Source organism: Streptomyces chiangmaiensis, assembly GCF_036281785.1.
In the GTDB taxonomy this organism is placed as follows: domain Bacteria; phylum Actinomycetota; class Actinomycetes; order Streptomycetales; family Streptomycetaceae; genus Streptomyces; species Streptomyces chiangmaiensis.
In genome coordinates this window covers 1-16,145 of the sequence record NZ_JAYWVC010000178.1, presented here as the reverse complement: position 1 = coordinate 16,145, position 16,145 = coordinate 1, and the positions used below count along the sequence as shown (strand labels likewise).

The 16,145-nt window shown below is 67.3% G+C and carries 16 protein-coding genes; 6 read left to right on the top strand and 10 right to left on the bottom strand.

The window, feature by feature from the left end; all coding sequences use genetic code 11:
* Positions 1-314 precede the first annotated feature (314 nt).
* From VXC91_RS33730 to VXC91_RS33715, 4 genes are all read right to left on the bottom strand, one after another.
* Positions 315-1,715 carry an NAD(P)(+) transhydrogenase (Re/Si-specific) subunit beta gene (locus tag VXC91_RS33730; RefSeq protein ID WP_329511162.1) on the bottom strand — a complete coding sequence of 467 codons (1,401 nt, stop codon included), beginning with the start codon at positions 1,713-1,715 and terminating at the stop codon, positions 315-317.
* Positions 1,708-2,028 carry an NAD(P) transhydrogenase subunit alpha gene (locus VXC91_RS33725; RefSeq protein WP_329511161.1) on the bottom strand — a complete coding sequence of 107 codons (321 nt, stop codon included), beginning with the start codon at positions 2,026-2,028 and terminating at the stop codon, positions 1,708-1,710. The genes VXC91_RS33730 and VXC91_RS33725 overlap by 8 nt, the downstream gene beginning before the upstream one ends.
* Before the next feature lie 2 nt (positions 2,029-2,030).
* Positions 2,031-3,245, bottom strand: coding sequence for an NAD(P) transhydrogenase subunit alpha (locus tag VXC91_RS33720; RefSeq protein ID WP_329511160.1), 1,215 nt, complete (start codon positions 3,243-3,245; stop codon positions 2,031-2,033).
* Positions 3,246-3,475: 230 nt separating this feature from the next.
* Positions 3,476-4,216 carry an SDR family NAD(P)-dependent oxidoreductase gene (locus tag VXC91_RS33715; RefSeq protein WP_329511159.1) on the bottom strand — a complete coding sequence of 247 codons (741 nt, stop codon included), beginning with the start codon at positions 4,214-4,216 and terminating at the stop codon, positions 3,476-3,478.
* Positions 4,217-4,514: 298 nt separating this feature from the next.
* Between VXC91_RS33715 and VXC91_RS33710 the strand changes: the two genes are divergently transcribed.
* Positions 4,515-4,859, top strand: a complete 345-nt coding sequence (locus VXC91_RS33710) for an ArsR/SmtB family transcription factor (RefSeq protein ID WP_329511158.1) — start codon at positions 4,515-4,517, stop codon at positions 4,857-4,859.
* A gap of 222 nt (positions 4,860-5,081) precedes the next feature.
* Here the strand turns inward: VXC91_RS33710 and VXC91_RS33705 are convergent, their stop codons facing one another.
* Entirely contained in the window at positions 5,082-5,609 is a 528-nt protein-coding gene (locus VXC91_RS33705) for a hypothetical protein (RefSeq protein ID WP_329511157.1), read from the bottom strand.
* 307 nt (positions 5,610-5,916) lie between these two features.
* Positions 5,917-6,681: an SDR family NAD(P)-dependent oxidoreductase gene (locus tag VXC91_RS33700; protein ID WP_329511156.1), complete on the bottom strand. Its 765-nt coding sequence runs from the start codon at positions 6,679-6,681 to the stop codon at positions 5,917-5,919.
* Between the two features lie 318 nt (positions 6,682-6,999).
* Between VXC91_RS33700 and VXC91_RS33695 the strand changes: the two genes are divergently transcribed.
* The 4 genes from VXC91_RS33695 to VXC91_RS33680 all read left to right on the top strand — a co-directional run bounded on the left by VXC91_RS33695 (position 7,000) and on the right by VXC91_RS33680 (position 10,464).
* Positions 7,000-7,896 (top strand): LysR family transcriptional regulator, encoded by an 897-nt coding sequence (locus tag VXC91_RS33695; RefSeq protein ID WP_329511155.1) that lies wholly within the window; start codon positions 7,000-7,002, stop codon positions 7,894-7,896.
* Between the two features lie 542 nt (positions 7,897-8,438).
* Positions 8,439-9,185: a P-loop NTPase family protein gene (locus tag VXC91_RS33690; protein WP_329511154.1), complete on the top strand. Its 747-nt coding sequence runs from the start codon at positions 8,439-8,441 to the stop codon at positions 9,183-9,185.
* Positions 9,186-9,280: 95 nt separating this feature from the next.
* Positions 9,281-9,796: a putative immunity protein gene (locus VXC91_RS33685; protein ID WP_329511153.1), complete on the top strand. Its 516-nt coding sequence runs from the start codon at positions 9,281-9,283 to the stop codon at positions 9,794-9,796.
* Positions 9,797-10,068: 272 nt separating this feature from the next.
* On the top strand, positions 10,069-10,464 hold the full coding sequence (locus VXC91_RS33680) for a recombinase family protein (protein WP_329511152.1): 396 nt from the start codon (positions 10,069-10,071) through the stop codon (positions 10,462-10,464).
* A gap of 151 nt (positions 10,465-10,615) precedes the next feature.
* Here VXC91_RS33680 and VXC91_RS33675 read toward each other — a convergent pair whose 3' ends face one another.
* The 4 genes from VXC91_RS33675 to VXC91_RS33660 all read right to left on the bottom strand — a co-directional run bounded on the left by VXC91_RS33675 (position 10,616) and on the right by VXC91_RS33660 (position 15,309).
* Positions 10,616-11,446 carry an SDR family oxidoreductase gene (locus VXC91_RS33675; RefSeq protein WP_329511151.1) on the bottom strand — a complete coding sequence of 277 codons (831 nt, stop codon included), beginning with the start codon at positions 11,444-11,446 and terminating at the stop codon, positions 10,616-10,618.
* 113 nt (positions 11,447-11,559) lie between these two features.
* Positions 11,560-11,958, bottom strand: coding sequence for a DUF6262 family protein (locus VXC91_RS33670; protein ID WP_329511150.1), 399 nt, complete (start codon positions 11,956-11,958; stop codon positions 11,560-11,562).
* Positions 11,948-14,206, bottom strand: coding sequence for a tyrosine-type recombinase/integrase (locus VXC91_RS33665; protein ID WP_329511149.1), 2,259 nt, complete (start codon positions 14,204-14,206; stop codon positions 11,948-11,950). The genes VXC91_RS33670 and VXC91_RS33665 overlap by 11 nt, the downstream gene beginning before the upstream one ends.
* On the bottom strand, positions 14,203-15,309 hold the full coding sequence (locus VXC91_RS33660) for a site-specific integrase (RefSeq protein ID WP_329511148.1): 1,107 nt from the start codon (positions 15,307-15,309) through the stop codon (positions 14,203-14,205). Before VXC91_RS33660 ends, VXC91_RS33665 begins: the two co-directional genes overlap by 4 nt.
* 121 nt (positions 15,310-15,430) lie before the next feature.
* Between VXC91_RS33660 and VXC91_RS33655 the strand changes: the two genes are divergently transcribed.
* Positions 15,431-15,712, top strand: coding sequence for a helix-turn-helix domain-containing protein (locus VXC91_RS33655; RefSeq protein ID WP_329511147.1), 282 nt, complete (start codon positions 15,431-15,433; stop codon positions 15,710-15,712).
* The last annotated feature ends 433 nt before the right edge of the window (positions 15,713-16,145 follow it).

Genomic DNA, 16,145 nt, shown 5'->3' with positions numbered 1-16,145 from the left:
GCAGAAGCTGCTCGTACACGGGTCAAGCATGGCTTTTCCTACCTGTTCGACCTGGGCCTGGTGGCCGCAGGTCAGCTCGCCTGTTGCTATACCTCATGTAAACCAGCAGCCTCGGTGTTCGACACCATCCGGCCATATGAGTTTGCGGAATCCGGTATAAGCAGGCCTACGGGCGGTGCCTTGGGCTGCCGCATCGATGTGCGGTTGCGATCTCGTCGTCTGCTGGCGCTCTGCGTCTGCGCGTACCGGCCGGCGCCGCCCGACGGGCTGGCGTTGAACCGAATCCTGGGGCGGCACTGCCTGCCTTGTTACGGTCAGGCCCTTTGGGTGCTCACGCTCTCCACTTCCCGGACGAGGTTGGAGGCGACGTCCTTGGCGTCTCCGAAGAGCATGAGCGTCTTGTCGAGGTAGTACAGCTCGTTGTCGACGCCTGCGAAGCCAGCACTCATCCCTCGCTTGATGACCATGACGGTGCGGGCCGAGGCCACGTCGAGGACGGGCATGCCGTAGATGGGGCTGTCCTCACGGGTGCGGGCTGCTGGGTTGGTGACATCGTTGGCGCCGACGACCAGGGCGACGTCGGCCTGCGCGAAGTCACCGTTGATGTCCTCCATGTCCACGATGCGGTCGTAGGGAACGTCGGCCTCGGCGAGCAGGACGTTCATGTGCCCGGGCATGCGCCCGGCGACGGGGTGAATGGCGTACCGGACTCGTGTACCGCCGCGCTCCAAAATTTCGGCGACTTCCTTGATGCGGTGCTGTGCCTGGGCGACGGCAAGCCCGTAGCCGGGAACGATGATGACGTCCCTGGCCGCTTGCAGGAGCATGGCGGCCTCGTCGGGGCTGGCACTGCGCACGGGACGGTCCTGCGCGTCGCCTGTCGCGGCGGGTGTCGTGGTGTCGACCTGTCCGAACGCGCCGAACAGCACGTTACGGAAGGAGCGGTTCATGGCGCGGCTCATCATGATGGACAGCAGGAAGCCGGAGGCGCCGTCGAGTGCGCCCGCGATGATCAGGGCCTTGTTGTCAAGGACAAGTCCCATGGCCGCGCCGGAGAGTCCGGCGTAGGAGTTCAGCAGCGAGATGACGGTGGGCATGTCGGCGCCGCCGATGGGCACCACGAGCAGGATTCCGAACAGTGCGGAGGCAGCGATCAGGACGGGGAAGCGTGCGTCGGTCGACGGGCTGATCACCAGCCACAGGGCGGCCAGGACCGCTACGGTGAACAGGACCAAATTCACGAGCTGTTGGCCGGGAAAGACCGTCGGGCGGCCCGGGAGGATTCCCTTCAGCTTCCCGAACGCCATCAGGCTGCCGGTGAAGGTCACGCATCCGAGCAGGACTTCACACATCAGCGCGGCCGCGATGAAGGTGCTCAGCGACGCGGCGTGCTCGTAGTACTCGGCGGTGCCGACGAGTCCGGCCGCCAGCGCGCCGAAGGCATGGGAGAGGGCGATGCGTTCGGGCATGGCGGTCATCGGCATGTACTTGGCCATGGCGCCGCCGATGACGGAGCCGACGACGGCGGCCAGCAGGATCCACCGGAAGTCGACGATCTCCTGTTGGATCAGTGTGCCGACCACGGCCGCTGCCATGCCGACCACGGTGAGCAGCAGTCCCCGGCGGGCGCTGCGGGGGTGAGTGATGCCGCGCAGGCCGAGGATGAAGAGGGTGCCGGAGGCGAGGTACAGCAGGGGGATGACGATGTCACGCATCGGCCTTGGCCTTTCGTGCGGCGTGGGCCGGCTTACTGGGCCGGAACATGCGCAGCATGCGGTTGGTGATCAGGAAGCCGCCGACGACGTTGATGCTGGATGCGGCGACAGCGACGGTGCCGAGCGTGGTGATGAGGGAGCCGCGGTGGGAACCGGCCAGCAGCAGGCTGCCGACCAGGGAGATGCCGGCGATGGCGTTGGTGAGGGCCATCAAAGGGGTGTGCAGGAGAGCGGGGACGCGCCGGATGACTTCCAGGCCGACCACGGATCCCAGGACCAGGACGTACAGGCCGGTTTCGATGGCTGTTGGCATGATCAGTTTCTTTCTGCCGTGACGGCGTGCAGAGCTCCAGCCGCGGAGGCGTCGGGGGTTTCCAAGCCAAGCAGGGCGCGCAGCCCGGCGTGGACGACCTGCCCTTCCCTGGTCAGGAGGGTGTCGCGGATGATTGGGTCGTCCGCGGTGAGCTGGGGGCCATCGTCGCCGAGCAGGTGGCGGGTGAAGTTGGCGATGTTGCGCGCGTACAGTCGGCTGGCGTGGGCCGCGGCGCCGGCCGGCAGATTGGTGGGTGCGATGATCGATACGCTGAAGCGTTCGATGGTCTCGTCGGCTACGGACAGGGCGCAGTTGCCGCCCTGCGCGGCCGCGGCGTCGACGATGACGGATCCCGGGCGCATCGCGCGCACCATGTCCTCGGTGATGAGGATCGGTGCTGGTTTCCCGGGGACCTGCGCGGTGGCAATGACGATGTCGGCGGCGGCGACTTCGTTGCCAAGCACCTCGCGCTGCCGAGCGTAGAACTCCTCCTGCTGCGCCTGGGCGTAGCCGCCGCTCCCTTCGGCGGATGAGGTGTCGAGTGGAAGGTCGACGAAGGTGCCTCCGACGCTTTCGACCTGCTCGCGCGCCGCGGCGCGGATGTCGTAGGCGTGGACGACGGCTCCCAGCCTTCGCGTCGTGGCGATGGACTGCAGCCCGGCCACGCCGGCGCCGAGAACGAGGACACGTGCTGGGGCGATGCTGCCGGCGGCGGTGGTCATCATCGGCAGCATTTTGTCGACCCGCTCGGCCGCGATCAGGGCCGCGCGGTAGCCGGCAATGGAGGACTGCGAGGACAGTACGTCCATGGCCTGGGCGCGGGTGATGCGCGGCAGAAGGTCCAGGGAGAACGTGGTGACGCTGTGCTCGGCCAGGCGGCGGACGGGTTCGGGGTGGCTGAGCGGGTTGGCGAGCCCGGCCAGTACCGTCGAGCGCCGCGTCAGCTTCAGGTCCTGGTCGAGGTCGGAGTTGGATGCGCGGTTGCCGGCACCGACGAGGTGCACTTGCAGCACGATATCGGCGTTGAACGCGTTGGCGCGGTCACCGGACAGGGCGCCCGCGTCGAGGTACTCGTTGTCGGGGTGGCCCGCCCGGTCGCCAGCGCCGTGCTCGACGACAATCTGGTGACCTTCCGCGGTCAAGGAGCGGACTTCGTTGGGGGTGAGGGCGACCCGGGTCTCTCCTGGGACGACTTCTCGTGGGACGCCGATGTGCATCTGCGTCATTCCTTTCACGCCGCCGGTGCGGAACCGGCGCATGGCTGATGGTGCGATTCGTCTCCGGGGCCTGCAGCAAGGGGCACGGTGCACGCGCATGGCCGGCGGCCCGGCTGGGGCCGAGCCACAAGCTGGAGGCAGGGGGCGGTTGACGACGGTGGTCGCCGGGGTGGCGCAGCGGACCGCCCGCTCAGGCGGTCCGCTGCGGGGTGCGGCTGAGGCCGCGAGGGTCACACGCCCAGGGCCATGAAACCGCCGTCGACCGGCAGCGTGACGCCCGTGACATAACTGGCGCTGGGCGAGGCGAGAAAGACGATGGCTTCGGCGATCTCGCGTGCTGAAGCGAGACGGGCCAGGGGCACCCTGGCCCCCAGTGCCTCGAAATCGTCCTCGCCGATCATGCCGACCACGTTGTCGGTCCTCGTGTGGCCGGGCGCCACAGCGTTGAACCGGACCCCGCGGCCGCCGAACTCGACGGCCCAGGTGCGTGTGAAGGAATCCACGGCAGCCTTGGAGGCGCCGTAGACGGCCGTGCCTTCGACACCGCTCAAGCCGGCGATCGTGGTGACACTGACGACGCTTCCGCCGCCCTTGGCGGCCATCTTGGCCACCAGCGCCTGGGTGAGGAAGAACGTGCCGCGCACGTTGGTCTCCAGCAAGGCGTCGAACGTGTCCAGGCCCTGCTCCAGAGTGGGGGCGAACGGATAGGCGCCGGCGTTGTTCACCAGGACGTCCACATCCCCGGCCTCCTCGGCAAGACGGCGCACCGAACCCAGATCGCTGAGATCGGCGGCGACGAACGTCGCCTTTCCGCCGGCGGCCTCGATCGCGGCGACCGTCTCCGCGCCCTTGGCGGCGTTGCGGCCGGAGACGATGACGAATGCTCCCCGCTCAGCCAGCAGTATCGCGGTCTCGCGGCCGATGCCGGAGGTGCTGCCGGTAACAAGAGCGGTCTGATTGTCGAACTGCATGGGAATACCTTTCGGCGAGTACGAATGCCCTCGCGCTTGCTAGGTACGAGAACTGCCGTACCCAATGTCGGTCGTCTCCCTCGCCCAGGCAAATCGCCGACGCTTCGGCGAGAAACTGCGAGCATTCCCCCTGAGCTGGGAATTCCTTCCAGCGGCCCTTGATACTGCTGGCCGCCATAAGCAAACCCGTACGCCACCGCTCATCAGGTCGCGTCCGCGTCGGGGATTCGAGAGTTTGGGCATTCCTGACAGTCCCCTCTTCGATTACGCTGAAATCCGCATACGGAAGGAAGTAGTCGTGCCCGACGTCGAAGGCCATCCCGCGATTCATGAGATGGACATCGGTTCCATATTTGCCGCGCTGGCAGATCCACACCGCCGCCACGTGGTCGAGCAGTTGTGTGCGGAGGCGGATTCGGCGGAACGCACCTGCGCCTCGTTCGGTCTGAGGGTGTCGAAGTCGACCCTGACCCACCATTTCCGCGTACTGCGCGAGGCCGGCCTGATCAGGCAGATCGATTACGGCAATAGTCGCAAGGTGACGCTCCGGCGTCGCGAGCTGGACAATCGTTTTCCCGGCCTGCTGGGTCTGGTGGGTGCACAGGCAGCGGAGCAGTCCCCGACCGAGACACCGTGTCCGTAGACCGGCACGGAGCGTGCCTTGTGCGTGCAGCTGTAACGCAGGTGCCGACGGGCACCTGCCGTGCCTGCACACCAAGGGGGTCACCGGTCGCGCAGTGCGACCAGGCATCGCCTCGAAGTGCCTCACCTCGACGGGACCGAATCGGACAGCCGGCGATCCTCACCGGGGGCGAGCACAGTCCCTCGATCGCGCCGGAAGACCGTGACGGCGACCAGGAGCCAATCAACTCGCCAATGTTTGCAGTCCCCTCAGCCGTCTGCCGGTTCGCTGGCAGTCTGCGCGGGCGCCAGCGCGGTCAACGCTTGACTCAGCCAGCCGGACATCCTCGGCGATCAGCGCCATCCGCATCCGTTCATCCGCTGCGGCCAGGGTCGGGTCCAGGGTCAGCCAGGCAGACAGAAGGGATGCCAGTTGGGCCTCGGCAGCCCGGACAGCCACGGCGAGGTCGGCATTCCATACTTCAAGGGCCGGCCAGTCACCTAGGCGGCGAATCAGCACGTCATGCTGCTCGACCAAGGCCGCCCGGCTCTCCCGGTTCCACGCCTTCCCGGTCGGGCCAGCAGACAGCGCAGTCTCATCCAACACGGTGCACAGCCAGGACACTTGCGCGCGGTATTGATCCCACGCTGCTCGCAGGCCACGGGCGCTATCCAACTGCTTGTCTGCCGGACCGGAAAAAGGGTCGATCGGAGCAGCGCCCACCTCTGCGGACGTGTGAGCCTCAGGCCGAAGGCAGGTGTCGTCGATCATGACGCAGCACGAGGCGTCCGCTGGGAGATGCATGGCAACCGTGTCTTGTTCAGGAATCTCTGCTGTAAATGTGCCGAGTGCCTCAGAAGCGGGGAACGCCTGGGGCTCGCCGCCGGCACGTCGCGGGCGTGATCGGCTTCTGCCCTTTCCACTCGGGCAGGGCTGCCGCCCAGGGGCGCGATGGCGACGATGTGGACCCGCGGCCGGCAGGACACCGAGACGGGTATCCGCGAAATGGGCCCAAGCCCCAAGAGCGGCGGCTCTGCCACCCTCAGGGCCGGCGATCACGGATGCCGTCGCACTCCGGTCAGTTCACACTCTGGCCGCCGTCGACCATCACGGACTGACCGGTGACGAACGAGGCCCGATCCGACAGCAGGAACAGCACCATCTGCGCGACCTCCTCCGCCTCCCCGATACGGCCGAGCGGGATCTTCTCACCATGCGGGTGATACTCCGAGCCGTCGTCGTTCTTGGTGATCCCGCCCTCCGTCAACGGAGTGCGGATGATCGTCGGGTTGACCGTGTTGACACGAATCGAGTCAGGGCCGAGTTCGACCGCCGCCGCGCGGGCCAAGGCCGCGACACCGCCCTTGGTGGCGCTGTAAACGGAGATGCCGGGCGTGCCCAGCTCCGCGAACACCGACCCGTTGAAGACGATGGCCCCACCATGGCCCTGCCGCTTCATCTGAGCGACCTCGGCCTGAAGGTAGAAGAAGGATCCCTTCAAATTCCCGTCCACCAAGTGATGCCATGCAGCCTCATTCACGTCCGTGATCGGCCCGACGGCAGCGGTACCGGCGTTGTTGAAGGCCACGTCGAGTCGGCCGAAACGGCTTACGACCTGCTCCACCACGTCAGCGGCACCACCGACGTCAGTGGCGTCGGCCTTGATGAACAGCGCTTCGCTACCGTTCTTCGTGATCTCGTCGACGACCTCCTTTCCAGCGCCCTCACGCCGGCCGGTGAAGGCCACCTTCGCACCCTCCTGCGCGAACAAAACTGCGGCGACACGGCCGATTCCGGAAGTTCCGCCGGTGATCAAGGCGACCTTTCCATCCAGCAGACCCATCGTTTCTCCTTACGGCAATTTCCGATTAATGGCGGCGGAATACCGTCCTCGGTACCCGGCCGACTGCCACCCGTGCGGTGGCAAGGTCGACAGCAATGCAATGCCCACCGTCATTCCGGCCGGCCATTACAGAAATCGATGGCCGCCATCGCCGGAATCCGAGGATCTCGCCCGTCATACACGGACCCCACTGTTCCGACAATCGCCACGGAATCCTTCGGTCCACAGCGCCGACCATGAGTTTCCCTGAAAGCGGCGATCAGTACAGCTTCTGCCTGGCGAATGACCCGCCGGCACGCCGTGTGCTGATATGGAGAGATGGAACTGCGGGAGCTTCGAGCCTTCATTGCCGTCGTCGAAGAGCGCGGCATGTCTGCCGCGGCACGCCGACTGCACGTGAGCCAGTCAGCGCTGTCCCAGACCGTGAGCAGCCTGGAGCGGCAAATGGGACTGAAGCTCCTGATCCGCACCAACACCGGGGTACGCCCGACGGAGGAGGGTGAAGCCCTCCTGACCGAGGCCCGCGCCCTGATCGCTCGGCACGATCAAGCGTTGCGGACGATGGCCGGTTTCACGAGTCCGGGCTGCGGGCTCCTGCGGGTCGGCATTCCCCTCGAACTTCCGTCGGATCTGCTCAGACCGGCGATGGAACAGGTAGCAGCCGCATGTCCCGAGACCCGAGTGCAGGCCCGCCACCTGCCATCAGCAGCCCAACTAGACGCGCTGCACGCGGGCGAGCTGGACATCGGCCTGCTCAGGGAGCGCCCTGCGGACCCGGACCTCGATGCCATGCTGGTCGTCTCGGAGAAGCTGGGCGTGCTACTGGCGGCGAGTGTGGCGGCGGAGCTGGCGGACGAGGACGGTGTGCGCCTGGAGACCCTCCGCGGACTGGAGTGGGTGGGCTTTCCCCGCTCCGGAAGCCCCGCATGGTATGACGAGGTCACCTCGGTGCTGCGCAGCTTCGGCCTCGACCCCGGGCCGGAGCCGCCGCAAGACCAGGCGTTGATCGCAGAGGTCAAACTGGCCGCGGTTACCACGAAGAAGGCCTTCGCACTGGCTCCGCCCAACTGGTCCCAGGCACTGCCGGACAACGTCGTCTGGAAGCCCTTGCACAAACATCCCCTGATGCGCCGTACCTGGGCTGCGTGGCCCACCCATTCACGGCGCCGCGACCTGGCCAGCTTCATCGCGGGACTCCCCACTCCGGATGACTGACCGGCCCGCGCGCGAGGCGAGGCCGACCCATCGCGCGCGACCCGTCCGCGCGCAACACCCACGGGTGCGCCTGCACGGGGCCGATCGGCGCCGTGACGCTGCCGCATTGTGCGCCGACTCACTCGGTGTGCGAGCCGTCAAGGTGCCTGCCCCCGCGGCCCGCAACGCCTCGGCATACAGGTCGTGCAGATGGACGGCCTGGCTGTATGGCTCAACCCAGGCTCGCACGGCAACCACACCTCGACCCGACGGTGTCCCCCCGGTTGGAAACACGGTCAGTGGCCCCGCCCTCAAGGCTGACTGATTGTGCCGTTGGGAAACAGCAACGGGGGATGGTCAGTTCTGGGAACGCTGAGGGGCACTCCGCCGCAGAAAAATCGGTGAGTTTCAGCAACGCCGCGCTCGGCTCATCAAGGCCGGCGTGACGCCTGCCCGGTCGCCGGGGCAGGCTTCGTCGCGCGGCAATGCCGGGTGCACGGCCTGCGGGTTCCCTCGCGGGGCGCGGTGGCGCGCCGGGTTGCGCGTCTGGACCCCGTCACCTGGTGGTGACGCTGGAGGCGCCCTCGGCGACCTCGGTCGGGCTGTGTCTGGCCCAGGCGGCCATCGAAAAGCGGCCATGGCTGGAGCGTCTGGGCGTGGAGGTGGTCCGCTTCTACACGGCGCTGCTGGCCGCCCTCGGCTCCCCGCTGCGTGCCCGCTACCGGCTCGCCGACCTGGAGCAGCTGGCTTTGCGGCTGATGCGGGCGGCAGGGATCGCATGCTGGTGGTCGACGAACTGCCTGCGCTCCCTCCTGGACGAGGTCAGCCTCGCCGCGAGCACCCAAAGTGCCCACGGCAAGGACACGTTGGGGATGATCTGGCAGGAAACCGGCCACCCGGAACGCGCGGGACTGAACGTCTGGCGCCCCTACGAACAGATGAGAGACGAGACCCGGGAGGCGATGTGGGACGCCGCCGCCACCGCACTCCAACTCGCCGCCGACGGCCTGATCACCGCCCGCGGGCACCTCAGCTCCGCACTCCGGGCCCCACTCCACACCTACGTCTACGACGGCTTCGAGTCCTCCCCGTACCGCACCACGTGGCAGGACGCCATGACCGCGTTGGAGGAGGCGCTCACGCTGGCCCGCAACGACCCGGCCACCGCGCGGCAACTTCTCGGTCTGCTCGCCGGCGGCTGCCGCACCCTTGTCGCCTTCGAGCAGGAACGCTCCTACCTGTACGGGGCCGGCGTCCCCGCCGCCTTCCTGCCCAGCGCCCACGAACTGGGCCGACATGACCTCATCTGATCTCGTTATCATCCTTCCCTGCGCCAGGCGGCCGACCGGCCGCCAGGGCCTACCGCAGCGAGTGGCACCGATGCACGCAGTAGGGAGCGCATGTCATGATCCTTCCCAAGGTCCGGGACCCTCGCTTTGTGACGATCCGCCGTGGTGGGACCCTCACTGACGCGGATCACCGTCTCCTCGCCCTATGGGCCGCCTCGTGCGCGAAGCACGTCCTCGGCCTCTTCGAGTCGGCACAGCCTGGGGACCCGCGGCCACGCCAGGCGATCGAGCATGCCCGGGCCTGGGTGCGTGGCGAGGTCAAGATGATGCAGGCTCGTGCAGCGGGCGGCCATGCGATGGGGGCGGCCAGAGACCTGCGTGGGGCAGCACGGCACGCCGCGTACGCCGCCGGCCAGGCCGGGGCCGTCGCCCACGTCGCCGCGCACGAGCTCGGCGCGGCCGCCTACGCGATCAAGGCCGCACGCGCAGAGGCACCGGAAGGCGACAGCGAGACCGCGGGACGACTGGAGTGCCAGTGGCAGCGCAATCAGCTCCCGGAGGCGATCCGCGAGCTCGTACTTGACGACCAGCGGCTGCGCAACGACATCTGCTGGTCGGTGTTCGACTGCTGAAAGCTGAACCGTGCACGAGGCCTGTCACGGTTGGCTGCCGAGCGCCCCGCCGCGGCCTCGCCCGACGCTGTTCCACATCCTTGGAAGCGGAACAGGGCGCCCGACGCCCCGACGCGGCGCGGACGTCCTGCGGCGATCGCCGGGCGGATCGTCCCGCAAGTCGTTCCACAACGTACGTTCCGAAAGGCTCGCACGGAGCCGACTTCCAATACGGTGCGGCGTCATGGGAACCGACAGCCATCCCGCTGGCGGACTCGACCTCGGATACGCGCGTGTCCACGAAGGGACAGTTGTTGGATCGGCAGATCGCGGCCCTGACCGAGGCCGGCTGTGCGCGGGTCTTCGCCGACAAGAAATCGGGCAAGAACGCGGAACGCGAGGAGCTGTGGAAGTGCCTCGACTACCTGCGGCCCGGAGACACCCTCGTGGTGCCCTCCCTCGACCGGCTCGGCCGCTCGATCCAGAACCTGATCGCCATCGTCTCGGGCCTGCGCAAACGGGACATCGGCTTCCAGTCGCTTCACAAGGCGCTCGACACCACCACCCCCGACGGAAGGTTGGTGTTCCACGTGTTCGCGGCCCTCGCGGTTATCTCAAGCACGCCGATCAAGCAGGACTGTGACCTGGGCGGCCAGGTCAAGGACACTGTCTTCGACCTGGCCGCGTAACACCTTCGAGGCCCGGTCAGCACCGGCCGATCGTTACTGAAGAGCGACGCGGTGCACTGGGCTCGGGGCCTGTTGCGACTATGTGCTCCAGTTGGCCCGCAGGATGACGGACATGCGTCTGGCCTGGTGGTTTCATGGAAAAAGGTACGAGTCAGCGCTCGCGACGTAGGAAGTCGCGGGCGCCACGCAGCGTGGTGCGCAATGTGCGTTGCGTCCGAGTGCTGTCCAAGCGGACGTCCAGTGCCCCTGGGGAACCGGTGCCGGCTCGGCGGCCGGCGGTCAGCATGGATGCGTCCAATTCATCGCGGTCGGCGATCAGGACACCGAGCTCATGACGGCTGACTGCATCTGATCCTGCAAGGTGGCACACGCCTGCGTGATCGGAGACGGTCAGCTCAAGAATGGCCAGAGCGAGGTCGGCGACATGAACGGGGCACCGGATGTCATCGGTGAACAGCACGCCATTTCGTCGCCCGGTGGCCAGATCGTGGATGAATGCCTCGTGCACGGAGCCCCCACCGCCGCCGATGATCAGCGAGGTGCGAGCGATGACGGCGGCCGGGGCGAACAGGCGGATCGCCGTTTCGGCCGCAGCCTTCGCAGCCCCGTATGGGGTGATCGGATCCGGCGTGGCGGATTCGTCGTAGCGGACGTCGGCGCCGGAGAAGACGGCGTCACTGGACACATGCACCAGCCGGGATCCGTGCTGAGTGGCGGCCATCGCCAGGCAGATCGCGCCGTCGGCTGTGGTTGCCCAGTCGGCCTTGCGATACGCCGCATTGATGACAACGTCCGGCTGGGTCTCCCTGAGCGCCAGTGTGATCTCCTCGCTGCGACGTAGGTCCATGGGCAGCCAGTGGATCCCGGGGATGTCGCCGGCGCGGGTCGCGAAGGTCGCCGTCACAGTGTGTCCGGTTGCCAATGCCTGCTGAGCCAACTCGCGGCCCAGGAAGCCACTGCCGCCTACGATCAGGATGTTCATGATCCGCCACGTTAGGGCCCCGCGTTTCGTCACGTCATCCGGCTACCGGGCCAGCTCCGACGCTCAGTGGGGCCAAAATATCAAGCGCTAAAGAGCCAACTGAAGCGCACGCATCACACCTGTGCGTGCGGATGGGATGCCCGCTGGTCGCCGAGCGCGTGAGCGAGCTGCCGACGCAGGCGCTGGTTCTCTTCTGTGAGTTGCCGGTTCCGTTCCAGGGCCGCCTCCAGGCGTGCGTGCAGTGAGGCATCGGAGGAGCGCTCAGCTGCCGGAATCGGCGGCGAGGGGGAACGCCGAGTCGCGTCGCGGAGCCGTTCGATCTCGGCTCGGATGTCGGGCTGGCAGTAGAGCCAGGAACGTGAGATGCCCGCGCGCCGGGCGACGCCCTCGAAGGACACCGGGGCTCCGGTGCGGTCGAGTTCTCGCAGGGCCTGGATGGCCTTGGCGCGTGTTAGTTCGCGGCGCTTGCGGGCGGCGGCGACGAGCGGTGCGGTGTTGGGCTCAGGAGGCATCGGTGGCCGCCTCACCGGTGTCTGACTGGCCGTCGTCTTCGAGTGACGTGATGATCTTCTCCAGGTTGTCGGCGACCTGTCGGTTCATTTCCACGAGCCGCTTCTGCCCGCGGGCTTCGGCAGCGGAGATGATCTGCAGGGTCTGCTGGCGCTGTTCACGGTGCTGGGGCAGAAACTCGGCGGTGGTGATGAACATCGGGCAGGTCAGACACGAGTTGGCGTGCGGGCAGGACTGCACCACCGGCAATCCGCAGTAGCCGTTGGGCAGGGCCTGCGTGGCCCGGGAGAGCCTCTGTTTGGCCCACGCCGCCTCCGCGAGAGGGCCGGCCGGGTCCAGGGCAACGGTCTCGCCTTGGGCGTTGACCTTGCGTGCCTTCTCCCAGTGCCGGCGGACGGTCGTGTCCGACAGCCGCGCGTAATGGGCGGTCATTTGGGCCGAGGTGTGATCAAGGATCTGACGGACGACCTCCTGCGGGACGTCCTTGTTGATCAGCCTGGTGCCCAGGGTGTGCCGGAACTGATGCGGGGTGATGTGCGCTGGTCGGCCCAACTCGTCGCGGGTCTCGCAGCGTTGGAGCCACTCGGCAAGTGAGATCCGGTAGCCGGAGGTGCTGATCGGTCTGTCACCGCGGAGGTTCGCGTCGGCGCGGGGGAAGAGGACCGATACCCCCTCTGGCCGCTCTTCCAGGATGCGGCGCTGGTGGTCACGGAGCTGCTGTTCGAGTTCTTCGTCGATGGGCACCAGTGCCTCGCGCTTCATCTTGTGGTTGAAGTAGCGCAGGTAGGGGGCACCTTCGGCGTCATGGACGACGGGGTCGAGTGGCAGGTTGATGGCGTCGGTGATGCGCAGGCCGCAGCGCATGAGGACGAGCGTGATCAGCCGTCGTGCGGGGTCCTGCCAGCGGGCGAGGTTGGCGGGGTCTTCCAGCTGGGCCATGACGTGCTCGGCCACGGCCCGGGGCAGCAAGGGCGGTGGGGTGGGGTAGTCCTCGGGGACGAAGGCCGCGTTGCCCGGCAGTGTCTCGTCCCAGCGGTGCACGCGGATCGTGCGCAGGAAGGTGTTCAGGTTGCTGATGTGCGCGTTGTGTGTGCTGCGGCCGCCCATCGCGGCGAGATCTGCCAGGTAGCGTTCGAGCAGGGCGCGGTCGACCTGGGCGAGTCCGGTCACCTCGGCCGGGAGGAAGGCGGCAAAGCGGGCCACCATGCGGACTCCGGCGCGTACGGTGCCGGCGCTGATGCCGCCGGACAGCCGCCAGCGTGCCCAGCGCTTGGCCAGATCCCGCAGCCAGGGCTGGGCGATCTTCTCGAAGGTGATGGTCGACGTGTGCGGGTGGACGATGCCGAGATTGCGCAGCCGCCAGACGGTGCGGGGGTATTCTGCTTCCCAGCCACGGCCGTAGACCAGTTCCTCGATGCGCCGGCGGGCGCCGAGAAGGAAAGTGCCCCAGCCCGTGGCCCAGTTGCCGGTCGGGCCGCGGAAGATCTTCCAGAACTCTTCCGGCTCGTCGAGAAGAGACCGGACCTGGGCGTCGGCGAGGGCGTTGACCAGACGCTGGGCCCATGCGGGCCTGATCTTCTTGGTGGCTTCGTCATGGCGGCACTGCAGCGCGTACTGCATCTCCAGCCGTAGCTGCACAGGCAGTCGGCGCAGGTCGATGTGCTCCGACCCGCCGGGGCCGCTCTCCTCGTAGGAGGCGGTGAAGTCCTCGATGTCGGGGTGTCCCAGCGCTGTCCAGCGGCCGTCGTGTCCCGTGCAGAACACCGAGGTTCCCCTTACCCACAGGTCGCAGTAGCTGATCCGGCAGACCGCAGGCTGCGGCGACGGGGGCCGCAAGGGTGCCGCGGAGGGCTGCCATGCCTCCATCTCCGTACTCGCGGACCGCTTCCACTGACGCCAATGCCGCTGGCACAGCCCGTGGCTGTCGAGGCCGTAGCGGCAACCGCCGACCGCGCAGGCGGCCAGCGGCTGGTGCCCGACCCAGCCTGCGGGCGTGGTCACGAGGAACGTCTCCAGGTCGGGCCTGCCCTCACGGGTCCAGCGCACCGAGTGCCCCCAGCACATGCGGCTGCTGCGAGCCGGGCGGTCACACCCCTCGACAGAGCAGGCCGGGCCGCCGAAGACCGGGTGCCGGGGGTCGAAGGCCAGGTCGTCTTGCGGGAACTCGGGGCGGATCGCAGCCATCAGCTTCTCCAGCAGACCCACGGGCCGAAGCGGCAGGTCCTCGTGCGGACTTGGGACTGCCGTCACCACTGCACCTCCGTTCCACTGAACCAGCCGGCCTTCTCCAGGACGCTGCGGGCGTCCTCGACGGTCAGATGCCCGTAAACCGCCGAAGTCGTGGTGACCGAGGAATGTCCGAGCAGCTTGGAGACGACCTCGATCGGGACCCCGTCACGCAGTGCCCGGGTGGCCGCGGTGTGCCGACACCAGTGCGGATCGAAGGCGATGCCGGTGCGGCGCCGCAGCCGGAGCACCAGGTCGTAGACGGCCGGATAGGACAGGGCCTGTCCGCGCGGCTCGGCGAAGAGGTTCACGAACACGTAGTCGCTGTCGAGGTCTCCGTACTCGGCGTGCAGATAGTCGCTCCACAGCCGCAGCAGCTCAGCGCTGACCGGGATGGATCTCTGCTCGCGCGACTTCGACCTGGCACGGTTGGCATTGTCCCGGGGAACGACCGTGACTGTCCGCTCGGCTGCGGCGATGTCGGCATGACGCAGGCCGAGGGCCTCGCCGATCCGCATCCCGGTCTCATGGAGCAGAGCGAACAGGAAGCGGTCACGCAGGTGATCGCAGGCGTCCAGGATGACCTGCATCTCCGCCGCCGTAAGCACGCGCGGCAGCTTCTTCGGGACCTTCAGCGAGATCGTCCGCCGAGGCTGGGGCCGGCCGGGGCTGATGTGGTGCAGGAACGGCTTCCAGCCGCCCCGGCGACCGGGCGGCTGCAGGGTCGTCAACAGGTCGCCGACATCGACACCGTGTCGCAACTGGTGGGCGTAGAACGCGGACAGCGCTGACAATTTGCGGTTGACCGTGGACGCGCTGACGTGCGGCTCCACCGAGGGAAGCACCGCGATCTGCCCCTTGCGGCCCGACGGTGGCAGCTGCAGCCAGACGACGTACTCACCCAGATCCTCCAGGCGGACCTCACGCCAGTCCAGTCCTCGGTGGGCCAGGAACGTCCAGTAGTCCTTGAGGTCGTAGGCGTACGCCCTGACGGTGTTCGGCGATCTGTCGACGTCCGTCAGATAGGCCAGGTAGCGCTCGATCGGCTCCACGGGAACGTCGTCGTCCCCCAGCACCGTCCACGAGTCCACCCGCACTGTCGGCAACGCGACACGCTGTACGAGCATGGTGCCTCCCCTTCATCAACGTCATGGATGAAGCGGGAGATAACCACGTCACAACCGCAGATCACAGGGCTTCAGGCGACCTTGCTGAACATCGAGGATAGGCGCTGGAAGGCTTGAGATAATGGCAGAGTTCATCCGTGAACTCATCGTGCAGGGCACCTACGAGGGCCTGGAGGCGGCCCGCGCTCGCGGGGAGCGCATCGGGCGGCCGCCGGCGATGACCTCGGAACAGATCCAGCACGCCCGAGCCCTGCTCACGCAGCCGGACAACACGGTCACCTCGATCGCGAAGCTGCTCGGAGTCTCACGTACGACGCTGTACAAGTACGTGCCAGAGTTGGCCGCGGGCCGCGACTCCTTGGTCGCTTCTCCTTCCTCAGCAGCGTTGCCCACCCCTCGCTGACGTGCTCGCGGACTGGCGTCGGCCGCTCTGCCGCAGGTCCTGCAGAAGCCCCTCTGCCCATGCTTCGGCGACTGGATGGGATAAATACTCAGACGCCCTTTTCTCGCTTACATCGGGCTCGGTAGGCTGCCTGACGGCAACGGTTGGAACAGTACTTTCGAGGCCTTCCACCCCAGTACTCGGCTACGGAAGCAACATAGCCCTGGCAGTGTTGGCAAGTCGGCAACGATCCGCTGCCCCATCCTTCCTGCTGCAGACCCGCGATGCTCGCAGGGTGATCACGAAGATCGTCCATTAGTGCCCTGCGATAGTTCGCGCGGAATCTGAGGAACTTCTCGCGCTTCTCCTTATCAATCGGTTCGTCCCATGACTGGCGGGAGTCCGAGGAGAGCTCGACCAGTCGGATAGAAGGAGCTGTGCTGAGGTCATCGCC